Source organism: Nocardia sp. bgisy134 (assembly GCF_057708325.1).
The window spans coordinates 1-25,206 of record NZ_JBYIRW010000032.1; the positions used below are offsets into that span (position 1 = coordinate 1).

The following is a 25,206-nucleotide window of genomic DNA, read 5'->3' on the forward strand; positions in this document are numbered from 1 at the left end:
GCTCAGGCGGCGGCTCAGGCGGCGGCTCGCTCGCATTCGCTCGCGCGCCACCATGCGCTGGGTGATCGAAGCTGATGTTTCACGTGAAGCAGCGGCGGTGGAGGGTCCACCCGCTGCCCGTCCGCTGATGATGCTGCGCCGTCGTGCGATCGCGGCCGCTCGAATCGATCAGTCATGTGCGGCGGCAATGGGGGAGGGGAGTAGGTCACGCGCTCCGAGGTCTGTCTCCGCTATTCACGGCCATGGATCTCACGGAGCCCGCAGGCCGACGATTTGTCACGGGAACCCGCAGCCGCTCCTCGTCTGCCGCCAACGCCGCGTACGCCCCGGACTGAGTCGGGCGTTGCCGCCAACTCCTCGAGGATGGGCATTTGCGTCCGCGGCCCGCCCTCGGCCGAGGATCACAGCAGACCTCCGACCGTGTCCGTCGTCGGCGTCATCCAATCCTTGTCTTGACGGGCACTCACGGCGAGACGCCGTCCAGACTTCACCGGACAGGTCGGCGTGATCCGCTCTGCCGTGGGCGGCTCGGCGGCTGGTTTCATGTGAAACATCGGACATGGCTCGCGCACGAGTCCACGGAATGCGCTTCCCACAACACCACTCGCACCGGGCTGCTCAATGGTTTGTCTCCGCTGCCGTTGTACGCCGCTGCTTTCCGTTGCCGCCTGTGTTCATACGCCGCCGTCCGCTACAGGCCGCCGCCCAGACCTCATTGGACATGCGCGATTCGCTCTGCGGTCTGCGACACGGTGCCCTGTTTCATGTGAAACATCGAACATGGCTCCCGCAGGAGTTCTCGGAACGTACCGCCAGCAGAACCACTAGCGCCGGGCTCCAACCCACGACTACTCGATAGTTCGGCGCGGCTGCCGTCGCTGCCACTGTCGCCGCTTGTCGCTAAGGCCGCCATCGGCAGGAGACTGCCGTCCGCCGCTTGGCCGGCGGGCGCCTGCCGTCCATCGTCTATCGCACACCCGGCCATCGGTCGCCTGCCATCCTTCGCCTGGTCTGCGGGCACCTACCGTCGTCGCTCGCCTGTCGCTCACCCAGCCGTCCACCCCCACCACTGTCGCCCCGCTCGGCAAAGAGGCCGCCGCCCGCCGGAGACTGCTGGCGCGGTCGCTCGGGCCGGTGTGGCCGTCGCGCGGGCCCGCGTACGTCGCGCCGCCCCGTCCTCCGCGACCGCCGCCCCGGCGCAAGCGAGGCGGGGTGCTGCGCAAGGTGATCGGGGCGTTGGTCGCCGCCATCGTCCATCGCCCGCGCCACAGGGGCAACTGCCGTCGCCCATCGCCGTCGGTCGCCCGCTGCCCGTCGCTCGCGCGGCCGTCGACCCCGCCTGCCGCGCAACCGTCGCCCCGTCCGGCGAGAGGCCGCCGCCCACCGGAGACTGCCAGTCGCCAGTCGCCAGTCGTCCATCGCCCGCCCGGCCGTCGGTGGCAGGCCGAGCGTCGGACCGTCTCCTCGAGGTCGCTGGAGCCCGCCCGCGCGGCGGTCGCCAAGGCCGGTGACGTCAATCTGGCCGCGACGGTGCTCATCGCCTCCACGCCCAGCGCGGAATTCCCGTTGCGACTCGCGGACGCGCTCGGCATCGCGCGTGATTCGGTGCGCACCCCCGACCTGTCCGACGGGGACCCACACACCGCCGCGCTGCCACACCGACAACTTGCTTTCGCATGACCGACCGACAGCAGACCGCTCGCGTCGGTACCTCTCTCGACCCACCCGCCTGCCCGGCTCCCACGCGGCCACAGCGCCCACGGCACAGCCACCCGTATCGGCGCACGGCACACCTCGGCGGGACGGACCCCACCGCGCCGCCACGTGACCAGCGCGGCCGCCACGGCGCACCGAACTCGTACGTGTGCATGCCCATCCACATCGAGACGCACCACCGTTCGCTCCACCACACAGCGACCGCCACACGCCACCTGGGCAACCGACTGGACGCCACGCGTCCAACCGTCCAACCGCCCAGACGCCGCGCGCGCAACTGACAGGGCCAGACTCGATCACTCGTCGCACCAAGTCGAAACGATGCGGATTCGGCCAGCGTGCCCACTTCGCTGGGTACCAGATGTCACGCACTCGACCACCAGAGACGCAATGGCGAAAGTTTTAGACGCCGCATGGCAATGTTCCACCCAGCAGACAGCTGGGCGTCCGTACATCCCCATAGCGGGAAGTAGTCCACACATCACCGCGACCGCGACTGCACCAGCTAGCCGACAGCCCCACGAGGAACGCTCAGCGTGCCTACGCGGACTCGATGACCGCCGGGTCGCAGCGGTCGGCTTCGCGACCGGCCTCACGCATACCAGGGTGCCCGCCGATCTGATCGCCGCCGGAACCGTTCGCGCGAAATCGCTTGGCGCTCGGCAACATCTATACCCACGATGGCTGCCCTTCGATTGTGCGCGCGAAAGCCGCACAGCCCCACGCGGTAACCATGTAAACGGGCGTGAGGCACTCGCCACTCGACGAATGCCCACCATCGCGCCGCGCACTTCCCAGATTCCTTACCAGGAGACCAGACCGACCGTGCGTCTCATCGAATCAATCCAGCGACTGCGAGAAGCGAACGAGTCGACGACCGGAAGCGGACGGGCCGTACGGCCCAATCAGTTCGAAGCCAACGACGGTCAGCGATCAAGACGGGCGGTCAGCTCGCCCCGTCGGCCCCGACGGACCTGGCACACACGGACGAGAAGGAACCACCTACTTCGACCGACGCCGCTCCACACCCCGGCGCAGCACCCCGCCCTCGGCTCGACCGCCCGCGCGGCGGGCCCCCTCCTTCTCCGTACGCCGCCGGGGCGCGCGTTCCGCCCGCGGCAGGCGTTCCGCGCTGATCACCAACGTCGGCGTTTCCAGCACGCCGACTCCGCATTCGAGGACCTCGAACTTCCCCGCGCCTGCGCGGGTGAGCGACTCACCGTCGCGCTCCAGTTCTTCGGCCGCGCTGACGCCCTTCAGGGCGAGCATGCGGCCGTGGTCGCGGAGGAGGGGGAGGGACCACTGGGCGAGTTTGGCGAGGGGCGCTACGGCGCGGGAGGTGACGATGTCGGCGCCGCCCGCTTCTTTCATCACGCCGGATTGTTCGGCGCGGCCGCGGACGACGGTGATGTCCAGTCCGGCCGCTTCGATGAACTCGCTCAGGAAAACGGTGCGGCGCAGCAACGGCTCGACCAAGGTGATGCGGAGGTCCGGGCGGACGATGGCCAAGGGGATCCCGGGGAGACCCGCGCCACTACCGATGTCGACGACGGTCGCCCCCTCGGGCATGAGTTCGGCGACGACCGCGCAATTGAGGATGTGCCGATCCCAGAGCCGTGGCACCTCGCGAGGGCCGATGAGACCACGCTCGACACCGGCGGTCGCGAGGGCGGCGCAGTACCGGCGGGCGATGTCGAGCCGATCACCGAAGACCGTGGCGGCCGCCGCGGGCGGCTCCAGCTCGGTCGGCAGCGCGGCGCTTCCACCGATTTGTCGTTCCACGTGAAACATCCTTCCGAGCTCGAGGTCGACCACATTGCACGATAGGGGCGGGGTTGCGCGAGCGACCGAGAGGCCGCGACGCCCCGGCATGGAGAAGGCCCCCGGTCCGAAGACCAGAGGCCAATCCAATCATCAATCGTCAGCGTGACGAAACGCGCCGTCCACCGGATAGGCCCGGCGATCAGCCCGGAACGACCACCACGAAGCGGTTGGGCTCCACGCCCTCGCTCTCGCTGCTGACTCCATCGATCGCCGCGACGGCGTCGTGCACGATCTTGCGCTCGAACGGCGTCATCGGCGTGAGCGATTCCGGCTCACCGGATTCCAGCACCCGCTTGGCGGCGGCGGTGCCGAGCGCGCTGAGCTCGGAGCGGCGCTTGGCGCGCCAGCCCGCGACGTCCAGCATCAGGCGGCTGCGCACGCCGGTGGCCTGCTGCACCGCGAGGCGGGTCAGCTCCTGGAGCGCGTCGAGGACCTCACCGTTGCGGCCGACCAACTTCGACAGGTCGCGTCCGCCATCGATGCTCACGACGGCCCGGTCGCCTTCGACGTCCAGGTCGATGTCACCGTCGAAGTCGAGCACGTCGAGCAGCTGTTCCAAATAGTCGCCCGCGATCTCGCCCTCTTCGATCAGGGCTTCCTCGGCATCGCTCGCCACGTCGCCGGCATCCGCTCCGGCGTTCACCATCGTCGTTGCCACGGTGGCGTCCCCTCCGTCGGTTTCAACAGTCATTTGGATTCCTTCATCTGTCCATCGCGCGCGCCGGGCGCTCGGCGCCGGGCAGTAGCGCGATCAAGGGTTGCTCGGCGGTCAGCGGCGACGCTTCTGGTTCGGCCGGCCCCGGGTGCCGGAGCGCTTCTGCCCACCGGGCCTGCGCTGTCCGGGGGCCTTGCCTGCCGCGGACTTCGGGGTGCCGTTCGACGACGGTTCCGCATCGGACGGCTCTGCGTCGGCGGCGGTCGCGGCCGCCGCCGGCTTCTTCTTCGTGCTCACCGGCTTGGCGCCGGGCTTCGGCGCGTTCTGCGCGCGCTGCTCGAGCTTGGCCTGCTTCTTGGCCTCTTCTTCTTTGGCCATCCGGCCGAAGACGAGGTGCTGCTGGCCGTAGGTCCAGATGTTGTTGGAGACCCAGTAGATCAGGATGGCGATCGGCAGGAACGGACCACCGACGAGAACGCCGAGCGGGAAGACCCAGAGCGCCAGCTTGTTCATCATCGCCGCCTGCGGGTTGGCGGCGGCCTCCGGGGTCTGCCGCGCGACCGAGGCGCGGGCGTTGAAGTGGGTCGCCAGACCGGCGATCACCATCAGCGGGATGGCGACCAGGGCGATGCTCACCCGGCTCGGAACGCCGCCGTAGTCGGCGAAGGCGAGGAGTTCGTTGGCCGGGGTGGTGATGAACGCCGAGATCGGCGCGCCGAAGATGCGGGCGCTCAGGAAGGACTGGACGTCGGCCGCGTTGAAGACGTAGTTCGCGGTGTTCGCGTTCTCCTCGGGCGTCATGCCCAGCTGACCGAACCCGTGCCCGGTGCGGTTGAACGAACGCAGGACGTGGAACAGACCGAGGAAGACCGGCACCTGCGCCAGGATCGGCAGACAGCCCATCAGCGGGTTGAAGCCGTGCTCCTTCTGGAGCTTCTGCATCTCCACCGCCATCTTCTGGCGGTCGTTCTTGTATTTCTTCTGCAGCTCCTTGATCTGGGGCTGCAATTCCTGCATCTGTTTGGTGGTTCGCACCTGCTTCACGAACGGCTTGTAGAGCACGATGCGCAGCGTGAAGACCAGGAACACCACCCCAAGCGCCCAGGCCAGGCCGCTGTCCTTGCCCAGGCCAGGGATCGCCGCGAAAGCACGGTGCCAGAACCACAAGATCCAGGACACCGGGTAGTAGATGAAGTCGAGCACGGCTCTATGCACTCCCGTCGTTCGTGTCGCCGATCGCCGCGCGCGGCGATCCTTTACAAGCGTGTGGCGCCGACGTCGGGGCGTCGGCCGCAGCCTCGTTCCGTGTGCGCTGCTTGCGCTCGGGAACGGGATCCCACCCACCAGGGTGCCAGGGCGCGCATTTGGCCAATCGCACGACCGTCAATACGAGGCCGACGAACAGCCCTCTGGTACGCAACGCGGTGACCGCGTACTCGCTACACGTCGGGGTGAAGCGGCACACCGGCATCCGTGTGGGGGAGACATAAGTCCGGTAGAGCTCGATCAGGAAGATCAGCGTACGAGCGGGCAGCCGGGCCAGGGTGGCGGCGAACTTCACGACGAAACGTCCGCGTCCGCGGGCACGGCGGCGACGGGTCGAGCCCGTCCGTCGGTCCGGCCGGGGGCCTGTGCGACACCGAGTTTGCGCAATCCGCTGCGCAACTGCCGCAGCAGTTCGTCGGATTCCGCGTTCGCGGCGCCGGGCAGTGCCCGGATCACGATGTCGGCGTCCGCAGGCAGTTCGCTGATCACCTTGGCGCACATATGACGCAGGCGGCGGGCCACCCGGTGCCGAACCACCGCGGAGCCCACCGCCTTGCTGACAATCAATCCGAACCTCGGCCCGCCGACACGAACGATCGCTCCGGTTGCTACCGGAGAACCGTGTCGTTCATCAGCGCCCACAACTCCGTCATACCCGTGCACGAGCGCGTGTACGACCAGATCTCGCCTCCCGATTCGCTGGCCGCGGCGCACCGTCCGGGAGAAGTCGGCACGATGATGCAACCGATACGGCTCAGGCAACACCCGAGCGTCCGAGAGCGAGGATCAGGCAGTGAGTTCGGCGCGGCCCTTGCGGCGACGCGCCGAAACGATGGCGCGACCCGCACGGGTGCGCATCCGGAGGCGGAAGCCGTGAACCCGCGCCCGACGACGGTTGTTCGGCTGGAACGTCCGCTTGCCCTTGGCCACGGTCAACACTCCTCGAGTTGGTGGGCGCCCTTCGGCGCCCGAAGCTTGTCGGTGATACGTATGTGCGCGATGAATCGCGATGTCATCATCGGCGCGCGTCGGTCCTGGCGCACACGGTCGTTCAACGACCAAACACGGTCAGCACAGGACCGCCACCGCACCAAGGGGTGACTGTACGAGGGTACTGATCCGCTGGAGACGGGTCAAACTCGGCCCCCGAGGCCGAATCGAGGGCTCCGGTGCGCGACGCGCCCGGGCGTCTTCGTGACTTCGTCCACACCCCTAGGCGTCCCGAAGGGCGCCATGAGCGACGTGTTGCCAGGCGGTTGCTACAGAACCCCAGGTCGGGGCGCGATCTCCGCGAACTCCGAGCCCGTTCGACATTTCCCCAGGGTTTTCCACATCTGTGGATAATTGTGTGGAAAGACCCCTGGAGTGGCATATTCGTAGGCCGACGGCGCCAGCGCCGCTGCCTTGGTACGGGGGAATCCGAGCAGCGTCCACACGGCTACGGACGTACGCGGGATCACAGGATAGCCCATTCTCGAACCTGCTCGCGTACCCCGGCCGTCTGCTCCTATCGACCTACATCCGGGGAGGAAACTGCATGGACGACGAGCAGAACGTGTTGGCCACCGTGTGGCCCGAGGTGATTGCCGAGCTCACCACCGGTTCCGACGACGGCTCCATCGCGGCGGTGACCCGAGCACAGCAGGCCTGGCTCAAACTCGTCAAGCCGATCACCGTGGCCCAGGGCTTCGCCCTGCTCTCGGTGCCCTCGTCGCTGGCCCAGGAGGCCATCGAACGCGACCTGCGCGAACCCATCCTCCGCTCGCTCGCCCGCCGCCTCGGTCCCCAGGTCGAGGGCCTCGGCGTGCGCATCGCGGCGCCCGCCACATCGAGCGCCGATCGTTCCGCCGCCAATCCCCGGCACGCCAGGATGACCAGCCGCCCCGAGCGAAGCAGGGAGACGGCCCACCGAAACCGGGAAGCGCAGCGCCCGAGGGAGACGCAGCGCGGCCCCATCGGTTTCCCGGCCGATCCGCCGAGCCGCACCGACTACCCCGCCCCGAGGTACGCCCAGCAGTCGGACTACGCGCCCGCGCCGGAGTACTCGTCCGACTATCCCCAGGCTCCGGACTACGCGCCCGCCGCCGAGTACGCACCCGAGTACAGCACAGCTTCCGAATACAACCCCGCGGCCGAATACACCCCGGCGCCCGAGTACCCGCCGAGCACGGACTACCCGGCCGACGACTATCCGACCTCGGCCTACCGCTCGCCGATCGCGGGCGACTACCCGGGCCCGGCCGAGCCCGGCGCGCAGGTCCCCGAGGTGTCGACCGGGCCGCGGCAGGGGATGGGTTCGCGGCGGGATTCGACTCCGCCGGGACAGGAGTCCCTGTTCACGCCCGAGCCGGGTCCCGCACCGATGCGCGGGCCCGCCCGGATGCCGTTGCGCGAGGCCGCGCCCGCCGCGCACGAATCGGTCCGCGAACCCGGCGAAGGGCTGCGCACCGAGCAGCCCGACGACGAACCGGTCGTCAACGTGCGCAACAACTGGCCGACGTACTTCGCCAAGAGCCAGGAGAGCCCCGCGCCTGCGAACTCGTCGGCCAGCCTGAACGCGAAGTACACCTTCGAGACCTTCGTCATCGGCGCCTCGAACCGCTTCGCGCACGCCGCGGCGGTGGCCATCGCCGAGGCGCCCGCCCGGGCCTACAACCCGCTGTTCGTCTGGGGCGCTTCCGGCCTCGGCAAGACGCACCTGCTGCATGCGGCGGGTCATTACGCCCAGCGGCTGTTTCCCGGCATGCGGGTGAAGTACGTGTCGACCGAAGAGTTCACCAACGACTTCATCAACAGCCTGCGCGACGACCGCAAGGTGGCGTTCAAGCGCCGCTACCGCGAGACCGACATCCTGCTGGTCGACGACATCCAGTTCATCGAGGGCAAGGAAGGCATCCAGGAGGAGTTCTTCCACACCTTCAACACGCTGCACAACGCCAACAAGCAGATCGTGGTCTCCTCCGACCGTCCGCCCAAGCAGCTGGCCACCCTCGAGGAGCGGCTGCGGACCCGGTTCGAGTGGGGCCTGATCACCGACGTGCAACCGCCGGAACTGGAGACCCGCATCGCCATTCTGCGCAAGAAGGCGCGGATGGATCGGCTCGACGTGCCGCACGACGTGCTGGAACTGATCGCCAGCCGGGTGGAACGCAACATCCGCGAGCTCGAAGGCGCGCTGATCCGGGTCACCGCGTTCGCCTCGCTCAACGGTCAGCCACTGGATCTGCCCCTGGCCGAAGTGGTGCTGCGGGATCTGATGCCCGACACCGCCGCGCTGGAGATCAACGCGGCGACGATCATGGCCGTGACCGCGGAGTACTTCAACACCACGCTGGAGGAGCTGACCGGCCCCGGCAAGGCGAGGCCGCTGGCGCAGGCCAGACAGATCGCCATGTACCTGTGCCGCGAGCTCACCGACCTATCGCTCCCCAAGATCGGCCAGGCGTTCGGCCGCGACCACACCACGGTCATGTACGCGGAGAAGAAAGTTCGCAAGGAGATGACCGAACGGCGCCGCGTCTACGACCAGGTCCAGGAACTCACAGCCCGAATCAAACAGCGCTCGCGCTGAGCGTTCTCCACAACCCTGCACCGCCTCTGACCAGGGGCGGTGCTTTTTTGTGCGTTGTGGATTCCTCGAGGAATCCTTGTGGAGTCCTCGAGGAATCCACCGGTTTGTCCACCGGTTGGTGCACAGGACTGGGGATGGGTCCGTCGGCCTTCACTCACAGCCGGATATCAACATCATCCCCATCGATATCTGCCCACAGGCTCTGACCAGCCTCGTCTCGGTCGAGGGCTTGTGGAATCCTCGAGGAGTCCGTGTGGAGTCCTCGAGGATTCCTCGAGCTGTCCACCGAATGGTGCACACGTGTGAACAACAGGGTGAATCCGGTGGAACAACTCGAGGACGGCTCGAGGATGAACGGGGGACAGTTTTCGAACCTCCACAGACGCCTCGAATTCATCCTCGAGTCACCCGACGGCCATCCCCACGGCACCACACCCCCGGACCAGCGCAAACGGGCTCAGTCCACAGATTCCACAGTGCCTACTACTACTTCAGTTCTTCTTCTTATAGATCTCTCTTCAAAACAGGGTGTGTGGAAAGTCGGTCGAGCAACGTCCGGTCGGGAGCCACTCGTCTGCACAGGCAAGGAGAAGAGGGGACAGGTCCGTCGCACACAGAGACATCCGCTCCGGACACGCGAGCGCGAATCGAGGGTCGGACTAGGTAGCCGCGCCACACGCGGGTACGGTTTTAAGTCGGTCGCCTGTGCCAGACTGCTGGTGCGGCCGATCCAGCACCCCCTGACGAGAACCACACGCTGTCGAGCCAGCACGCTGTCCGAGCCAACAGTGTTCGGACGGACGCAATACACGGATCACGGAACCGGGAGAGGACAGATCGGGCGATGGAGCTTGCGAGCATGAAGTTTCGGGTCGCTCGAGAGGATTTCGCCGAGTCCGTCGCCTGGGTCGCGCGCAGCCTGCCGTCCCGGCCTCCGGTGCCGGTGCTGGGTGGCGTGCTGCTGGTCGCGAGCGAGGACGGACTGACCGTCTCGGGATTCGACTACGAGGTCTCCGCGCAGATGCGCGTCGCGGCCGAGGTCGCCGGTCCCGGCGAGGTCCTGGTTTCCGGCCGCCTGCTCGCCGACATCACCAAGGCGCTGTCCAACAAGCCGGTGGACGTCTCGGTCGACGGCACCCGCGTGCTGATCTCCTGTGGCAGCGCCAAGTTCTCGCTGCCCACCATGCCCGTCGAGGACTATCCCCAGCTCCCCGAAGTGCCGCAGCAGACCGGTGAACTGAGTGTGGACGTCTTCTCCGAGGCCGTCGGCCAGGTCGCCGTCGCGGCGGGCCGTGACGACACCCTGCCGATGCTCACCGGTATCCGCGTCGAGATCGAGGGTCCCCAGGTCGTTCTCGCGGCCACCGACCGCTTCCGGCTCGCCGTGCGCCACATCGAATGGCAGCCCGCCCGCACCGATATCGAGACCTCGGTGCTCATCCCGGCGCGCACGCTGTCCGAGGCCGCCAAGACGCTCGGCCCCTCCGACGCCCCCGTGCAGCTCTCGCTGGGCACCGGCGCGGGCTCGGACGGTCTGCTCGGTATCGTCAACGCGGGCCGCCGCACCACCACCCGGCTGCTCGACGCGGAATTCCCCAAGTTCCGTCAGTTGCTCCCCAAGGAGCACACGTCCATCGCCACCTTGGAAGTGGCGGCGCTGACCGAGGCCATCAAGCGCGTCGCCCTGGTCGCCGAGCGCGGTGCACAGGTGCGTCTGGAGTTCTCCAGCGAGGGCCTGTTGCTCTCGGCAGGCGGCGACGACGCGGGTCGCGCCGAGGAATGGCTGCCCGCCGATTTCCGCGGCGAAGCGCTGACCATCGCCTTCAACCCGGGCTACCTGGTGGACGGCCTGTCCGCGCTGCATTCCGACCGGGTCACCTTCGGGTTCACCACCCCCAGCCGTCCCGCGGTGCTGCTTCCGGCGAGCGAGGAGGAGCCCGCGGTGCTCGACTCCGGGTCCTTCGCCGCGCTGGCCAGCTCCTACATCTACCTGCTGATGCCGGTCCGGCTCCCGGGCTGAGCATCTGTGCGTGATCCGGTGCCGTCGCCCGTGGTGACCGGGGCGGTGTAGCGAATGTTCATCCGAGCGCTGTCGCTGCGCGACTTCCGCTCCTGGGAGCACGCGGAACTCGAATTATCCCCAGGCCGAACGGTTTTCTTGGGATCGAACGGCAACGGCAAGACCAACCTGCTCGAGGCGATCGGCTATCTGGCCACCCTGGGCTCGCACCGGGTGGCCGCCGACGCGCCACTGATCCGGATGGGCGCGCAGCGAGCGCGGATCGGCGCCACGGTGGTCAACACCGGTCGTGAGCTGCGCGTTGACGTGGAGCTCAACCAGGGCGCGGCCAATCGCGCGCAGATCAACCGATCGCCGGTGCGCAGACCGAGGGAGATACTCGGCATTCTGCAGACCGTGCTGTTCGCGCCGGAGGATCTGGCGCTGGTGCGCGGCGACCCGGGGGAGCGCCGCAGATTCCTCGACGAGTTGTGCACAGCCCGGCTTCCCAGGTTGGCCGGCGTTCGCGCGGACTACGACCGCGTGCTGCGCCAGCGCTCCGCCCTGTTGAAAACCGCTGGGCGGCAAGCGAGATCGCGGGCCGACCTGAGCACCCTCGACGTGTGGGACGGGCACCTGGCCGAGCACGCCTCGGTGCTGCTGGCCGAGCGGTTACGGCTGGTGCACGACCTGTATCCCCATCTCGCCCATGCCTATCGGTCGATCGCGCCCGAATCCCGGCCCGCCGCAATCGGTTACCGCAGCGCCTATCTGCCGCCGGAGTTCCTCGATCCCGCACGGGAGCCGCAGGCAGGCGACACGGCGGCGCTGGAGGAGATCGTGCTGCGGGAGCTCGCCGCGGCGCGGTCCAAGGAATTGGAGCGCGGTGTCTGCCTGGTGGGCCCGCACCGCGACGATCTCGAGTTGGTTCTCGGCGACGCCCCTGCCAAGGGCTTCGCCAGCCACGGCGAGTCCTGGTCCTTCGCTCTCGCCCTTCGCCTCGGCGCGTTCGACCTGCTCCGCTCGACCGGAGCCGAACCGGTGCTGCTGCTCGACGACGTCTTCGCGGAACTCGACCGGCGGCGGCGCACCGCGCTCGCCGAGGTCGCGGCGGGCGCCGAACAGGTACTGATCACCGCCGCAGTGCCCGAGGACGTGCCAGAAGAACTGGCCGCGGTTCCGCTCCGGGTGGAAACCACCGGGGAATCGACGCACCGCACCTCACGCATCGTCGAGCCCGCACCGGGATTCGCCTGAAGCTGTCCACAGGGAAGTCCGCGGGTTGTGCACAGAGGGGGAACACCGACGCGGGGCGAGCGGCGACGCGTGCGACGGTTCGTCGGCGGGCTCCCGTACAGTTGCCCTGCACCGGGGTCGGGACGGGACTGTCGATTCATCCCCAGCGCCTGTGGAGAACCTCGCCGAAAGGTGTTCTCCCACAGTGGTGCGGAATCGTTCGGCGATCGCGGCCGCACTGCGCCGCACCTCCGGAAAACGCCACGAACAGGCGTTCGACCCCGCGACGGTCGGTGCGCTGACCGGGCGTTTCGGCGTCGAACCCGACCGGCCTGCGGTTGGGGACAACAGAGCAAGATCTGGGGACAAACCAGGCGGTCGAACGGAGCGGGACGATGACTGATCAGCCCGAACAGGGCGCTCAGCAGCCCGGCGGTGAGCCGCAGTTGCGCGGCATCGACCTGGCCAGGCGCGCGCTCGAAGAGGCGCGGGCCGCGGCCAAGGCCAGCGGGAAGTCGGTCGGGCAGGGCAGGGCCTCGCCGGTGCGGAAGCTGCGTACCGGCGCGCGCAGGCGCACGGGCTGGTCCGGCGCGCGCCCCGACGACCGCGATCCCCAGCTGTTGTCTCATCTCGCCACCCGCATCGCCAAGGGCCGCGGCTGGGACGGCAAGGTCGCCGAGGGCACGGTTTTGGGCCGCTGGGCGGGTGTCGTTGGCGAGGACATCGCCTCGCATGCCACCCCGATCGCGCTCAAGGACGGTGTGTTGAGCATCGCCGCCGAGTCCACCGCGTGGGCGACCCAGCTGCGCATGCTCCAGAGCCAGATCCTGGCGAAGATCAACGCCGCCGTCGGCCACGGTGTGGTGACCCAGCTGAAGATCTCCGGCCCCGCCGCGCCCAGCTGGCGCAAGGGCGAGCGGCACATCAAAGGTCGCGGTCCGCGCGACACGTACGGCTGATCGCCCGCCAGGGCTCGGCCGTCGAGTGCCGAATCCGCTCTGGCAATTATCCGATACCCGGTGTTACGTTTATCCGCATATCCACAGGTATCTCCACAGTCCCCGCCTCGGGACCTGCGGCCTTCACGTGGAACGCCCGATGCTGCGCCCATGCCCTGCATCGGATCGACAACGCGCACAGGAGACGGATCGATGACGATCAGCACCGCGGGCCCGTTCCCCGCCACGGCCAACACGACCGTTCGCCGCGGCGACGTCGAACTCGCGGTGTTCGAATGCGGCGATCCCGAGGGAACGCCGATCCTGCTCGTGCACGGCTGGCCGGATACTCACATCCTGTGGAATCGCGTTGCCGCCGAGCTGGCCGACCGCTACCGGGTCATCGCGTTCGACAATCGCGGCGCGGGCGACAGCACGGTGCCCACCGAGGTCCAGGCTTATCGGATCGAGGAACTGGCCGCCGACGTGCGCGCCGTCGTAGACGCGGTGGCGCCCGGGCAGCGTGTGCACGTGCTCGGGCACGACTGGGGTTCGGTGATCGGCTGGGAACTCGTCAGCGACCCCGCGGCGGGCGACCGGATCGCGTCGTTCAGCTCGGTCTCCGGTCCCAACCTCGACTTTCTCGGCGCGTACCTGCGCGGCCCGTTCTCGGCGGCCCGGCTGCGTGGATCGCTCGCGCAGGGCATCGCCTCGGCCTACACCGTCGCCTTCCAGATCCCGGGCTTGCCCGATCCGGCGCTGCGCGCACTGTCCGGTCGCTGGCCGCGCTTCCTCGCTTTCTTCGACGGCCTCGACCCCGCACTGGTACAGACCGCGCCGACGTTGCGCGCCGACATGATCAACAACCTCAAGCTCTACCGTGCGAATATCCATGCGCACCTGCGCAATCCGCGCCCGCGCCCGGTGCCGGTCCCGGTGCAGCTGATCGTCTCCACCGGCGACAGGGCGGTGCGCCCGGTGGTGCACGCCGAGGCCGACCGGTGGGTGGCGGACCTGACCCGCACCGAGATCGAGGCCAGGCACTGGTCGCCGATCTCGCATCCCGATGCCCTCGCCGCGCGCACCGCCGAGTTCGTCGATCGGGTCGCGGTCTCCCGATGATCGCGGCGAGCGCTCGGCTCGGCGTGCTGAGCACATCTGAGAGTCCCTGAAACGGTCGCGAGGAAGACCCGACTCGTCGTCGGTCGATTTCTCGCAGCCATGAAGCCGTCAGGGGTGTCGTAGGTGCATTGTGGCGCGGGTCTACCAGTAGGATGGTGGCGTAACTAGCGGCGAACCTTCGGCGCGTTCCGCGCAGCCCCCGCGTGGGCCCGTGAATCTCGACCTGTCAAGACCCGGGCCCCGCTTGCGCTGTGGCGATCGCTGCGTCGGGGTCAGCAAGTAAGGAGAGCTACCGACCAGTGGCTGCCAAGGACTCCAACGATTCGACCAAGGCGACATCGGGCAAGCAGGATTACGGTGCCTCCTCCATCACCGTCCTCGAGGGACTCGAGGCGGTGCGCAAACGCCCCGGCATGTACATCGGCTCTACCGGTGAGCGCGGCCTGCACCACCTGATCTGGGAAGTGGTCGACAACTCCGTCGACGAGGCGATGGCGGGCTACGCGACCAAGGTCGAGGTGAGCCTGCTCGCCGACGGCGGCGTCGAGGTGGTCGACGACGGCCGCGGCATCCCGACCGGCATGCACGCGCAGGGCATCCCCACCATCGAGGTGGTCATGACCCAGCTGCACGCGGGCGGCAAGTTCGACTCCGACGCCTACGCGGTGTCGGGTGGTCTGCACGGCGTCGGCATCTCGGTGGTGAACGCGCTGTCCAGTCGGCTCGAGGCCGAGGTCGACCACGACGGTTACCACTGGACCCAGGAGTACAAGGACTCCAAGCCCGGCAAACTGATGCAGGGCGAGGCGACCAAGCGCACCGGAACCACCATCCGGTTCTGGCCGGATCCGGAGATCTTCGAGACCACGACCTTCAATTTCGAGACGGTCGCGCGGCGTCTGCAGGAGATGGCGTTCCTGAACAAGGGGCTCACCATCACCCTCACCGACCAGCGGGTCTCCGAGAACGAGATCACCGACGAAGTCGTCAGCGACACCGCCGAGGCGCCCAAGCACCTCGACGAGAACGCGCCCGTCGCCGCGGAGCCGAAGGTCAAGGTCCGCACCTACCACTACCCGGGCGGGCTCGAGGACTTCGTCAAGCACCTCAACCGGACCAAGCAGCCGATCCACAACTCGGTGGTCGCCTTCACCGGCAAGGGCACCGGCCACGAGCTCGAGGTCGCCATGCAGTGGAACTCGGGTTACTCCGAGTCCGTGCACACCTTCGCCAACACCATCAACACCCACGAGGGCGGCACCCACGAGGAGGGCTTCCGCGCCGCGCTCACCACGGTGGTGAACAAGTACGCGAAGGACAAGAAGCTGCTCAAGGAGAAGGACGGCAACCTCACCGGCGACGACATCCGCGAGGGCCTCGCCGCGATCGTGAGCGTGAAGATCTCCGACCCGCAGTTCGAGGGCCAGACCAAGACCAAGCTCGGCAACACCGAGGTCAAGTCGTTCGTGCAGCGCACCTGCAACGAGCACCTCGCGCACTGGTTCGAGGCCAACCCGGCCGACGCGAAGACCATCGTGCAGAAGGCGGTCTCCTCGGCGCAGGCGCGCGTCGCGGCCCGCAAGGCGCGCGAGCTGGTCCGCCGCAAGTCCGCCACCGATCTGGGCGGTCTGCCCGGCAAGCTGGCCGACTGCCGCTCGAAGGACCCGAGCAAGTCCGAGATCTACATCGTCGAGGGCGACTCCGCCGGTGGCTCGGCCAAGTCCGGCCGCGACTCGATGTACCAGGCGATCCTCCCGCTGCGCGGCAAGATCATCAACGTCGAGAAGGCGCGCATCGACCGGGTCCTCAAGAACAACGAGGTCCAGTCGATCATCACCGCCTTCGGCACCGGCATCCACGACGAGTTCGACATCGCCAAGCTGCGCTATCACAAGATCGTGCTGATGGCCGACGCCGACGTGGACGGCCAGCACATCTCGACCCTGCTGCTGACCCTGCTGTTCCGCTTCATGCGGCCGCTGGTCGAGCACGGACACGTCTACCTGGCCCAGCCGCCGCTCTACAAGCTCAAGTGGCAGCGCAGTGATCCGGAGTTCGCCTACTCCGACCGGGAGCGCGACGGTCTGCTCGAGGCGGGCCTCGCGGCGGGCAAGAAGATCAACAAGGACGACGGCGTCCAGCGCTACAAGGGTCTCGGCGAGATGAACGCCAAGGAGCTGTGGGAGACCACGATGGACCCCGCGGTGCGGGTGCTTCGTCAAGTGACGCTCGATGACGCGGCCGCGGCCGACGAGCTGTTCTCCGTCCTGATGGGCGAGGACGTCGAGGCGCGTCGCAGCTTCATCACCCGCAATGCCAAGGACGTTCGCTTCCTCGACGTGTAGCCGGCGTGAGAACCCGCTGCCATTCAGCCTTTTCACGCCCCGCTAAGGAGACCGCATGACTGAGACAACGCTGCCCCCGAACGGTGGTGCAGGCGACCGGATCGAGCCGGTCGACATCCAGAACGAAATGCAGAGCAGCTACATCGATTACGCGATGAGCGTGATCGTGGGCCGCGCGCTGCCCGATGTGCGCGACGGCCTCAAGCCGGTGCACCGCCGCGTGCTCTACGCGATGTACGACAACGGCTACCGTCCCGACCGCGGCTACGTGAAGTCCGCGCGTCCGGTCGCCGAGACCATGGGTAACTACCACCCGCACGGTGACGCCTCGATCTACGACACCCTGGTCCGCATGGCCCAGCCGTGGTCGTTGCGCTACCCGCTGGTCGACGGCCAGGGCAACTTCGGCTCGCGCGGCAACGACGGCGCGGCCGCCATGCGGTACACCGAGTGCCGCCTGACGCCGCTCGCGATGGAGCTGCTGCGGGAAATCGACCACGAAACGGTCGATTTCACGCCGAACTACGACGGTCGTTCGCAGGAGCCGGTGGTTCTCCCCAGCCGGGTGCCGAACCTGTTGATGAACGGCTCCAACGGCATCGCGGTCGGCATGGCGACCAACATTCCGCCGCACAACCTCAACGAGCTCGCCGAGGCGATCTACTGGGCGCTGGAGAACCACGACGCGGACGAGGAGAGCACCCTCGCCGCGTGCATGGAGCGGGTCAAGGGTCCGGACTTCCCGACGCACGGCCTGATCGTCGGCAACCAGGGCATCAACGACGCCTACACGACCGGTCGCGGCTCGATCCGCATGCGCGGTGTGGTGGAGATCGAAGAGGACAACCGCGGTCGCACCACGATCGTCATCACCGAGCTGCCGTACCAGGTCAACACCGACAACTTCATCAACTCGATCGCCGAGCAGGTGAAAGACGGCAAGATCGCGGGTATCTCGGATATCCACGACGAGTCCTCCGACCGCGCGGGCATGCGAATCGTGGTGACGGTCAAGCGTGATGCCGTCGCCAAGGTGGTGCTGAACAACCTCTACAAGCACACCCAGCTGCAGACCAGCTTCGGCGCCAACATGCTGTCGATCGTCGACGGTGTGCCGCGCACACTGCGCCTGGACCAGATGATCCGGCTCTACGTCGATCACCAGTTGGAAGTCATCGTCCGGCGTACCCGCTACTTGCTGCGCAAGGCCGAGGAGCGGGCCCACATCCTGCGCGGCCTGGTCAAGGCGCTCGACGCGCTCGACGAGGTCATCGCGCTGATCCGGCGTTCGGCCAACACCGACACCGCGCGCACCGGCCTGATGCAGCTGCTCGAGATCGACGAGATCCAGGCCACCGCCATCCTCGACATGCAGCTGCGGCGCCTCTCCGCGCTGGAGCGGCAGAAGATCGTCGACGATCTGGCCAAGATCGAGAGCGAAATCGCCGACTACAAGGACATTCTCGACAAGCCGGAGCGGCAGCGCGCGATCGTGCGCGACGAGCTGGCCGAGATCGTCGAGAAGTACGGCGACGAGCGGCGCACCCGGATCATCGCGGCCGACGGCGACGTGGCCGACGAAGATCTGATCGCCCGCGAGGACGTGGTCGTCACCATCACCGAGACCGGCTACGCCAAGCGCACCAAGACCGATCTCTACCGCTCGCAGAAGCGCGGCGGCAAGGGCGTGCAGGGCGCGGGTCTCAAGCAGGACGACATCGTCAAGCACTTCTTCGTCACCTCGACGCACGACTGGCTGCTGTTCTTCACGAACAAGGGCCGGGTCTACCGCGCCAAGGCGTACGAGCTGCCCGAGGCCAACCGCACCGCGCGCGGTCAGCACGTGGCCAACCTGCTGGCTTTCCAGCCGGACGAGAAGATCGCCCAGATCATTCAGATCAAATCCTACGAAGACGCCCCGTATCTGGTGCTGGCCACGAAGAATGGCCTCGTGAAGAAATCGAGGCTGTCGGACTTCGATTCCAACCGCAGCGGCGGCATCGTCGCGGTGAACCTGCGCGACGAGGACGAGCTGGTCGGCGCCGTGCTCTGCTCGGCGGACGACGACCTGCTGCTCGTCTCGGCGCAGGGCCAGTCGATCCGCTTCTCGGCCACCGACGAGGCGCTGCGTCCGATGGGCCGCGCCACCTCCGGCGTGCAGGGCATGCGGTTCAACGCCGACGACGAGCTGTTGTCGCTCAACGTCGTTCGGCCCGAAACGTATCTGCTGGTCGCGACCTCGGGCGGCTACGCGAAGCGCACCGCCATCGAGGAGTACACCGCGCAGGGACGTGGCGGTAAAGGTGTATTGACTATCCAGTTCGACGCCCGGCGTGGCACTCTGGTCGGTGCGCTCATCGTCGACGACGAGGATGAGCTCTACGCGATCACGTCCGGCGGTGGAGTCATCCGGACGGCGGCAAAGCAGGTTCGCAAGGCGGGGCGACAGACCAAGGGCGTGCGATTGATGAACCTCGCCGAGGGCGATACGTTGCTTGCTATCGCGCGCAACGCCGACGAACCCGATCAGGTCGACGGTGGCGACGACTCCGGTTCCTCTCAGCAGTAACCCTCCAGCGGCGGCAACGAACGGATCTAAGGATTCCCATTGACCACTCCGAATCAGCCGAATGACGGGCACCCCACGAATGGTGTGACCGAGCGGATCGCACCGTCCCCGATTCCGCCGCGGCCGATCCCCAGGCCGGGCGCGCCCGAATCCGGACAGCCGGCCGGTGGCCAGCAGGGTGGCCAGCCGCAGCAGAATGCGGGCAAGCAAGGCGATTTCGCGCCGAAGCAGGGTGCACCGGAGTCCGGCGGCGCGAAGGAAGGGTTCGACCAGGAGACCGTGCGGATGGGCCCGTCCGCCGAACCAGGCGGCGGTCCCGACGGCCCGGAGAAGAAGGGGCCGGGCGGCGGTCAGGCGCAGTACAAGGACGGCTGGTCGCAGCTGCCCCAGCGCGAGCCGCAGTCCAACCTGTATCGGCCCGGTCAGGCGCCGGTCGCGGGCAGGCCGCCCGCGGGCGGTGGCGGGGTGGGCAACGGCGCGGCCGCCGCGGGCGGTGGCGGCGGGATGGGCAACGGCGCCGGTGGCGGCGCGGCAGTCGGCCTGGGCGGCGGCGCCACCAATGCCCGCACCACGGCCGACCTCGCGGCCAAGGCGGCGCGCAAGGAAGCGGCGATGGTGAAATCGGTCGGCATCGACGGACCCACCCGCAGCATCGCGCGGCCGGAACTCATCAAGGACATGCCCGACCTGTCCGAGATCCGGCACCCACTACCGCACCCCGAACCCGTCGGCATGGCCCCGCAGGGGCACATCTCGCCCGCGGCGCCGGTCGCGATGGCCGCGGCCGCCACCTCCGGTGAGCCGCTGCGCGCCACCGTGCAGATCCGCCGCATCGACCCCTGGTCGACGCTGAAGATCTCGCTGGTGATCAGCGTGGCGCTGTTCTTCGTGTGGATGCTCGCCGTCGGCCTGCTCTACATCGTGCTCGAGGGTATGGGCGTGTGGGAGCGCCTGAACAACACCTTCACCGACATGGTGTCCCAGGACAGCGGTTCGGTGGGCCTGATCGATGCGGGCACGGTGTTCGGCTACGCCGGCGTCATCGGGCTGATCAACGTGGTGCTGTTCACCGCGCTCGGCACGGTGGGCACGTTCATCTACAACCAGTGCTGCGATCTGGTCGGCGGCATCCAGGTCACCCTCGCGGACCCGGACTAATCGCGCAGCCGGGCGAGTTCCGTCGACAGCTCCGCGCACAGTGGAGCGAAGGCGGAGGCACCCGAGCCGCGGAAGTTCTCGGCAACGGCCGGTATCAGCCCTTCGGGGTGGATACCGGCCGTTGCCGTGTGCGGCGAGGCATCGGCCTGTCGAGTCGGTTGCCCCCGCTGTCGCGGGCGGCTGGAAATTGCCCGCTCCAGGCCTGCTACCAGCCGTTTTGGTTGAATCCGGTGGCGTCGGGTAACCTTTCTCCTCGGCGGGTTCAGGTTGGTATGTTCCAGTACACGACCCTGAACCGATGTCACACGGGCCTATAGCTCAGGCGGTTAGAGCGCTTCGCTGATAACGAAGAGGTCGGAGGTTCAAGTCCTCCTAGGCCCACTCCCATTCCGGTCTACGACCATTCTGGCGGTCCGACGCCATTTCCCGTAGGCAAGGGGCCTTAGCTCAATTGGCAGAGCACTGCCTTTGCAAGGCAGGGGTTAGGGGTTCGATTCCCCTAGGCTCCACAACACGTCTTTGTTGCGTCGCGTGATCGCGCTCCGGGCTGAGGTAACCGCCGTAAAATCGCACGCTCTCCGCTTTTTCGGGCCGCGATCGGCGCGCCCGTTCCGGGCCGAGGAACAGCTATCAGCTGTTGTTCTCGGCCTCGGATGGCGTCGTCCACATCGTTGCGGTAGTAGCGGCGGATCGAGCTCTCGTCAGCTGACCAAGTCAGCTATCACTCCGTAGAGAATCATCAGCGCTAATGAACCGATCAGCGCCCAGCTCACCCACACCCACCACATCCCTGGGCACTCCATCGGTTCCGGGCCGATCGCGCCCTTGAACAGATACAGCGAAGGTGAGCGGTAGTGGACAGTGGTTTGTTGACCGGACCGAACCGGTACGGCTGCATCGGCGAAACCGATGGGCTGTCGTTTGGACCAGGTCCTTCCCGACCAGAACCGATTGGGCCCGCCGGTGAAGACTTCGAGGTGGTGGACGCCGGGACCGACCGGAACCTGGGTGAGTCCCCATTTCGTCTCGCGCACTTCGATGCCGTTCACCAGGATATGGGGCCGCGCCGAGGCGTACGCGGGCCCCAGGAGCCAATAACGGTAGTACCCGGTATCCACCAGAATGCCTGTCGGCCCCGCCTCCGATCGGTATGCGTCTATCGGGTGGTGCGCGGTGCCGTGCTTCAGCGGAAGGCCTTGCGGTCCAATGGCAGACGGACCGTGCTCGATCGGTTCGCTTGCGCGCTGGTGCTCGCTCGGAAAATCGTTGTACAACTGGGACTCCATCCAATGAGCTAGGCGGGTTGTGCTTCCGGTTCCTCGTCCATGCCCATGAGATGCGCCATGAACTTCGCTGCGGGCTCCCGGTACGTTTTGAGGTCCATGAACGATTTCGCGAGATCTTTCAGGTAGACCGAGATCTCCAGGCTGTCCCGGGCGAAACGACGAAGCGCCGACGCGATGACGTGTCCGGCCGCCGCACCAGCGGTCACAGCGAGTTCGATCGTGTATCCGATCGCCGCACCGATCATGCTCGACAGGATGTCTCGCACCAAAGTGCGGGCGATGTCGACCCACTTCGACACAAGATCCATGGAGAGGCCGGCCGCAAGTCCGGCGGCCGTGCTGATCTTGTCGATGAGCTCGTTGGCGCGGTTGCGGTACGCGTCGCCCGCGCTGCCGGTCCACGTCGAGATGTCCGTTGTGAGGCCCGTCTTCCACGCCTCACCTATACCGGTCAGTTCTTTGGAAATTTCGAACCAGGACGTCGAGTACGCCTCGACCATGGTGGGATTACCCGCCAGCGATTCGAGGGCTTGGCGCATCGGCTCGATGTGCTCGAACATCCACCGTGCGATCTGGCCGCCGACGAATGCGAATGGATCGGTGATCGCTTCTGCTATGGACGCGCCGACACCGGCCGCGCCGAAGACGGACTCCCCAATGTTGCCCGCCCGGATGTTCCCGTAGATGTCCCAGGCATCCCCGGCCAACGTGCCTTTCGTTACCCCGATGCCGCCTAGTTCTTCGTCGCCCGCCAAGCCGACGTTCGACAGGAAAGAGACATCCTCCTGGTAGTACTGAGTGCGATGGTCGACGCCCTTGTCGATCAGGTCGTTCTCGGGCACCGGCTGGTCGTTGAAACTCATCGTGCCCCATTAGAGTTGCGGATCTGCTCTTGCAGTTCGGCGAGCGACGTCGCGATCTTTCCGTCGACGTCTTCGAACGTTGTTGCCACCGTCTTCAGGTTGTCCGGTAGGGCAGCGACAGTCTCCGAGAGCTTGCGCAGCGCGTCGACCATGCCGCGTTGATCGTCATCGAAGACCATTTTTACGAGGGGCCGGGGATAGGTACCGAATCCGTCATCAGCGGACCCGAGATAGCTCGCGGCCTCCAGCGACATGGTCAAGCTCGTCATCAGGGTCTCGAGCGAGGTCGCATGATTGCGTACTTCCTCGGGGTCGACCGACACGGCGTCAGGATTTCCCATGGTCAGATCAACCACGACTTTCGGTTGTAGTACGCATCGTCCTCGTCGCGCTCATCCGGGCGGACGATCTGGTCTCGATCGGGTTTCCGGCTTGTGGGCCGCGGCGGCGCATCCGACGGCGGCGCGGCCGACGGCCATCCGGAGGGTGTCTGCTGTGGCGTGTAGCTGGGCGTCTGCGGCGGATAAGTGGGCGTCTGCGGTGCCGTGTGGCTCGGCGCCTGCGGGGCAGAGGAAAGCGGCGTCGGCGATTGTGGTTCGGGATCGGGGAAACGCTGCGCGTACTGTCCGATGATGCCCGCACCGGGCCCGTCATCGCCGACCATCTCATGCACGAGGGCCGTGACATTGCTGCGCAGCTTGGCCTGAGCGCTGCGCAGGCACGACATGATGGCCGAGGAAACGGCGGCGGGATCCATACCCCTGGTGCTTGCTGCCAGGTGGATCGCGGTCGGCACGCCATTGCTGTCGACCGTCACGCCGATCCGGTTGTCGCTGGTGGACTCGGTGATCGTCAGTGCCGCCATCCGGCCCTGCAAATCCTGATATTTCTGTGCTTTGCGCTCGAGATTCTCCGCCCAGCGGGTCAAATTCTCGGCGGCGTCGCCGAGATCCTCGCCGATCATCGGACTCCCCTTCCCTCTCCCATGACGTCACGGCATACCCGGATGCGCCGGGGCCGGACGTTACCATCACGAACTTCCTTGCGGCCGAACGAAAAGGGCCGATCCTTCGGTGGCGCTTCGCGGCGGCTCGGGAGCGAAGACTTCTGTGCGCACAGGTGTTCGCTCGTTGTCTATGACGCGCCCGCGCGGCATTCGGTTCCGGCCGTGTGCCGAGTAGGGTGGGGACCATGAAACTTCTTCTCACGGTCGGTGTCGTGGTCGCGGTTCTCTTCGGAATCACCAAGCTGCGCAAGCGCGACGAAGCGGACTTGTGGCACGAGGTCACCACTCGCTGAAATCCATTCCAGCCACGGGGCTCACTCCATCCCAGCTACGGGGCACGGGGCCTTAGCTCAATTGGCAGAGCACTGCCTTTGCAAGGCAGGGGTTAGGGGTTCGATTCCCCTAGGCTCCACGCATATCGGCGCGCGCTTCCGTGAGCACGCGCCGATTCCCGTTTTCGGCTAGAGGTCGACCGCGAGGGCGCGCAGGCGCGCGAGGGTGGGGGCGTCGGGCCAGTTTCTGGCCAGGTAGCGGGGCGGGTTCAAGGTGGGGACCGGGGTGAGCTCGGTGACTTCCGCGAGGGTGGCGAAGGGGATGGCGAGGGTTTCGACGATCTCGTTGTTCTCGTCGGTCAGGCAGAGATCGATGTAGTCGGCTTCGGGGAGCAGCGTCTCGACCTCGGCCGCCCAGGGAGCAATGGTGTAGGAACCGCTGTCGCCGGCCGCGAAGTGGAGCTCGGAGGGATAGGCAGGGTCGATGCCGTAGGGGGCGAAGCCGTCCTCCTCGTCCAGCGCCTCGATGAGCTCGCCCTGCTGGGCGTGGTACTCGGTGCTGGCCAGACCGCCGCGCGCCCGGTGGGCGGCGTGCAGCTGCGGGTGCGGGCCCGCCAGGTCGAACGGGACGACCACGCCGTTCCCGTTGGTGGTGTAGGCCTGGGGTGAGAGGCGCCGCACCGCGTCGACGTACTGCTCCTCGGCGGCGTCGAAGAGGTGCGCGAGGAGTTCGGGTTCGTCCAGCGCGAGGATGAGGCATTCGTCCTCGGGGATGAAGGCGACGGCGCGGCGACCCTCGGCGCCCAGCGAGGACAGCCAGCCGGGCAGCAACAGCCAGGAGGTCGCGTAGAGGTCGCCGGTGTCGACGATGCGGGAGTAGCCGCCCTCCTCCAGCTCGAGGGCGGGCGCCTTTTCGGCGAGGTTCTCGCGCGCGGCGTCGAACACTTCGTAGGGGGTGATGCCCCAGCTCTTCACGTGATCGTTCGTGACGATCACGCGCCTGTCGGGCAGGTCGATCACGATCAGTTCGTCGACGAAGGGAAAGGCAGGCCGGGAGAGCGGCCGAAAACCGAGCCCTCCGTAAGTGGACGGGCGCAGCGCCGGAAAGATCATGGGCCGGACCGATTCCCAATCCGTGGGCACCTCGTCGTCGGCGGTCAGCGCCCTGAGGAATCGCGTGACGCGCTCCGAACGGTCCTCCGGCGTCGTCTCGGCGGTGTCGCGGAAGATGTTGTGCAGGTTGATGACCAGGCCGTCGGGCAGTTCGAAGCAGAACTCCCCGGGCTGATACTTCGCGCCCTCGATGCCGAGATCGTCGAGGTGTCGGCGCACGAGAGCGGCGAACTCGCTCCGCATTGGCTGTCGTGAATTATCCACTCG

The 25,206-nt window shown here is 67.2% G+C and carries 20 protein-coding genes and 3 tRNA genes; 12 read left to right on the forward strand and 11 right to left on the reverse strand.

Annotated elements, in window-relative coordinates; translation table 11 throughout:
• Nucleotides 1-2,718: 2,718 nt before the first annotated feature.
• The 6 genes from rsmG to rpmH form a co-directional block, all read right to left on the reverse strand.
• Nucleotides 2,719-3,507 carry a 16S rRNA (guanine(527)-N(7))-methyltransferase RsmG gene (gene rsmG, locus AC3ERS_RS34815; RefSeq protein ID WP_431972415.1) on the reverse strand — a complete coding sequence of 263 codons (789 nt, stop codon included), beginning with the start codon at nt 3,505-3,507 and terminating at the stop codon, nt 2,719-2,721.
• Nucleotides 3,508-3,679: 172 nt separating this feature from the next.
• On the reverse strand, nt 3,680-4,186 hold the full coding sequence (locus AC3ERS_RS34820; protein ID WP_431972454.1) for a Jag family protein: 507 nt from the start codon (nt 4,184-4,186) through the stop codon (nt 3,680-3,682).
• A gap of 123 nt (nt 4,187-4,309) precedes the next feature.
• Nucleotides 4,310-5,398 (reverse strand): membrane protein insertase YidC, encoded by a 1,089-nt coding sequence (yidC, locus tag AC3ERS_RS34825; RefSeq protein WP_431972416.1) that lies wholly within the window; start codon nt 5,396-5,398, stop codon nt 4,310-4,312.
• Between the two features lie 4 nt (nt 5,399-5,402).
• On the reverse strand, nt 5,403-5,756 hold the full coding sequence (gene yidD, locus AC3ERS_RS34830) for a membrane protein insertion efficiency factor YidD (RefSeq protein WP_431972417.1): 354 nt from the start codon (nt 5,754-5,756) through the stop codon (nt 5,403-5,405).
• Nucleotides 5,753-6,226, reverse strand: a complete 474-nt coding sequence (gene rnpA, locus AC3ERS_RS34835; protein WP_431972418.1) for a ribonuclease P protein component — start codon at nt 6,224-6,226, stop codon at nt 5,753-5,755. Before rnpA ends, yidD begins: the two co-directional genes overlap by 4 nt.
• A 21-nt stretch (nt 6,227-6,247) precedes the next feature.
• Nucleotides 6,248-6,391, reverse strand: coding sequence for a 50S ribosomal protein L34 (gene rpmH, locus AC3ERS_RS34840; RefSeq protein WP_005516618.1), 144 nt, complete (start codon nt 6,389-6,391; stop codon nt 6,248-6,250).
• A 607-nt stretch (nt 6,392-6,998) separates the two neighbouring features.
• Between rpmH and dnaA the strand changes: the two genes are divergently transcribed.
• The 10 genes from dnaA to AC3ERS_RS34890 all read left to right on the forward strand — a co-directional run bounded on the left by dnaA (nt 6,999) and on the right by AC3ERS_RS34890 (nt 20,908).
• Nucleotides 6,999-9,032 carry a chromosomal replication initiator protein DnaA gene (gene dnaA / locus AC3ERS_RS34845; RefSeq protein WP_431972419.1) on the forward strand — a complete coding sequence of 678 codons (2,034 nt, stop codon included), beginning with the start codon at nt 6,999-7,001 and terminating at the stop codon, nt 9,030-9,032.
• Nucleotides 9,033-9,876: 844 nt separating this feature from the next.
• Entirely contained in the window at nt 9,877-11,052 is a 1,176-nt protein-coding gene (dnaN, locus tag AC3ERS_RS34850) for a DNA polymerase III subunit beta (protein ID WP_431972420.1), read from the forward strand.
• 54 nt (nt 11,053-11,106) lie between these two features.
• Nucleotides 11,107-12,288, forward strand: a complete 1,182-nt coding sequence (gene recF / locus AC3ERS_RS34855; RefSeq protein WP_431972421.1) for a DNA replication/repair protein RecF — start codon at nt 11,107-11,109, stop codon at nt 12,286-12,288.
• Between the two features lie 374 nt (nt 12,289-12,662).
• Nucleotides 12,663-13,226 carry a DUF721 family protein gene (locus AC3ERS_RS34860; RefSeq protein WP_431972422.1) on the forward strand — a complete coding sequence of 188 codons (564 nt, stop codon included), beginning with the start codon at nt 12,663-12,665 and terminating at the stop codon, nt 13,224-13,226.
• A 192-nt stretch (nt 13,227-13,418) separates the two neighbouring features.
• Nucleotides 13,419-14,327: an alpha/beta fold hydrolase gene (locus AC3ERS_RS34865; RefSeq protein WP_431972423.1), complete on the forward strand. Its 909-nt coding sequence runs from the start codon at nt 13,419-13,421 to the stop codon at nt 14,325-14,327.
• Nucleotides 14,328-14,626: 299 nt separating this feature from the next.
• The gene (gyrB, locus tag AC3ERS_RS34870; RefSeq protein ID WP_431972424.1) at nt 14,627-16,672 is read left to right on the forward strand and encodes a DNA topoisomerase (ATP-hydrolyzing) subunit B; all 2,046 of its coding nucleotides are present in this window, start codon (nt 14,627-14,629) and stop codon (nt 16,670-16,672) included.
• A gap of 55 nt (nt 16,673-16,727) precedes the next feature.
• Nucleotides 16,728-19,241 carry a DNA gyrase subunit A gene (gyrA, locus tag AC3ERS_RS34875; protein WP_431972425.1) on the forward strand — a complete coding sequence of 838 codons (2,514 nt, stop codon included), beginning with the start codon at nt 16,728-16,730 and terminating at the stop codon, nt 19,239-19,241.
• Nucleotides 19,242-19,280: 39 nt separating this feature from the next.
• Nucleotides 19,281-20,399 (forward strand): DUF3566 domain-containing protein, encoded by a 1,119-nt coding sequence (locus AC3ERS_RS34880; protein ID WP_431972427.1) that lies wholly within the window; start codon nt 19,281-19,283, stop codon nt 20,397-20,399.
• A gap of 307 nt (nt 20,400-20,706) precedes the next feature.
• Nucleotides 20,707-20,780 (forward strand) — tRNA-Ile (locus AC3ERS_RS34885).
• Between the two features lie 55 nt (nt 20,781-20,835).
• Nucleotides 20,836-20,908 (forward strand) — tRNA-Ala (locus tag AC3ERS_RS34890).
• A gap of 192 nt (nt 20,909-21,100) precedes the next feature.
• Here the strand turns inward: AC3ERS_RS34890 and AC3ERS_RS34895 are convergent.
• The 4 genes from AC3ERS_RS34895 to AC3ERS_RS34910 are packed head-to-tail and all read right to left on the reverse strand — an operon-like array spanning nt 21,101 to nt 23,512.
• Complete coding sequence (locus AC3ERS_RS34895; protein WP_431972428.1) at nt 21,101-21,673, reverse strand: hypothetical protein; 573 nt, start codon at nt 21,671-21,673, stop codon at nt 21,101-21,103.
• 20 nt (nt 21,674-21,693) lie between these two features.
• Entirely contained in the window at nt 21,694-22,548 is an 855-nt protein-coding gene (locus tag AC3ERS_RS34900; RefSeq protein WP_431972429.1) for a hypothetical protein, read from the reverse strand.
• Nucleotides 22,545-22,904: a WXG100 family type VII secretion target gene (locus AC3ERS_RS34905; protein ID WP_431972430.1), complete on the reverse strand. Its 360-nt coding sequence runs from the start codon at nt 22,902-22,904 to the stop codon at nt 22,545-22,547. Before AC3ERS_RS34905 ends, AC3ERS_RS34900 begins: the two co-directional genes overlap by 4 nt.
• Nucleotides 22,892-23,512: a YbaB/EbfC family nucleoid-associated protein gene (locus AC3ERS_RS34910; protein ID WP_431972431.1), complete on the reverse strand. Its 621-nt coding sequence runs from the start codon at nt 23,510-23,512 to the stop codon at nt 22,892-22,894. Before AC3ERS_RS34910 ends, AC3ERS_RS34905 begins: the two co-directional genes overlap by 13 nt.
• 227 nt (nt 23,513-23,739) lie before the next feature.
• Between AC3ERS_RS34910 and AC3ERS_RS34915 the strand changes: the two genes are divergently transcribed.
• Both AC3ERS_RS34915 and AC3ERS_RS34920 read left to right on the forward strand, forming a co-directional pair.
• Nucleotides 23,740-23,847, forward strand: a complete 108-nt coding sequence (locus AC3ERS_RS34915; RefSeq protein WP_357407440.1) for a DLW-39 family protein — start codon at nt 23,740-23,742, stop codon at nt 23,845-23,847.
• Nucleotides 23,848-23,893: 46 nt separating this feature from the next.
• Nucleotides 23,894-23,966: transfer RNA gene (locus tag AC3ERS_RS34920), tRNA-Ala, on the forward strand.
• A gap of 49 nt (nt 23,967-24,015) precedes the next feature.
• Here AC3ERS_RS34920 and AC3ERS_RS34925 read toward each other — a convergent pair.
• Nucleotides 24,016-25,182 carry a DUF1444 domain-containing protein gene (locus tag AC3ERS_RS34925; RefSeq protein ID WP_431972432.1) on the reverse strand — a complete coding sequence of 389 codons (1,167 nt, stop codon included), beginning with the start codon at nt 25,180-25,182 and terminating at the stop codon, nt 24,016-24,018.
• Nucleotides 25,183-25,206: the final 24 nt, after the last annotated feature.

Excerpts from the sequence above, each read along its gene's own strand:
- AC3ERS_RS34925 (WP_431972432.1), bottom strand. The coding sequence starts at position 25,182 with ATGCGGAGCGAGTTCGCCGCTCTCGTGCGCCGACACCTCGACGATCTC.
- AC3ERS_RS34820 (WP_431972454.1), bottom strand. The coding sequence starts at position 4,186 with ATGGTGAACGCCGGAGCGGATGCCGGCGACGTGGCGAGCGATGCCGAG.
- AC3ERS_RS34860 (WP_431972422.1), top strand. The coding sequence starts at position 12,663 with ATGACTGATCAGCCCGAACAGGGCGCTCAGCAGCCCGGCGGTGAGCCG.
- AC3ERS_RS34865 (WP_431972423.1), top strand. The coding sequence starts at position 13,419 with ATGACGATCAGCACCGCGGGCCCGTTCCCCGCCACGGCCAACACGACC.
- AC3ERS_RS34910 (WP_431972431.1), bottom strand. The coding sequence starts at position 23,512 with ATGATCGGCGAGGATCTCGGCGACGCCGCCGAGAATTTGACCCGCTGG.
- dnaA (WP_431972419.1), top strand. The coding sequence starts at position 6,999 with ATGGACGACGAGCAGAACGTGTTGGCCACCGTGTGGCCCGAGGTGATT.
- rsmG (WP_431972415.1), bottom strand. The coding sequence starts at position 3,507 with ATGTTTCACGTGGAACGACAAATCGGTGGAAGCGCCGCGCTGCCGACC.
- AC3ERS_RS34915 (WP_357407440.1), top strand. The coding sequence starts at position 23,740 with ATGAAACTTCTTCTCACGGTCGGTGTCGTGGTCGCGGTTCTCTTCGGA.
- gyrA (WP_431972425.1), top strand. The coding sequence starts at position 16,728 with ATGACTGAGACAACGCTGCCCCCGAACGGTGGTGCAGGCGACCGGATC.
- dnaN (WP_431972420.1), top strand. The coding sequence starts at position 9,877 with ATGGAGCTTGCGAGCATGAAGTTTCGGGTCGCTCGAGAGGATTTCGCC.
- AC3ERS_RS34900 (WP_431972429.1), bottom strand. The coding sequence starts at position 22,548 with ATGAGTTTCAACGACCAGCCGGTGCCCGAGAACGACCTGATCGACAAG.
- recF (WP_431972421.1), top strand. The coding sequence starts at position 11,107 with ATGTTCATCCGAGCGCTGTCGCTGCGCGACTTCCGCTCCTGGGAGCAC.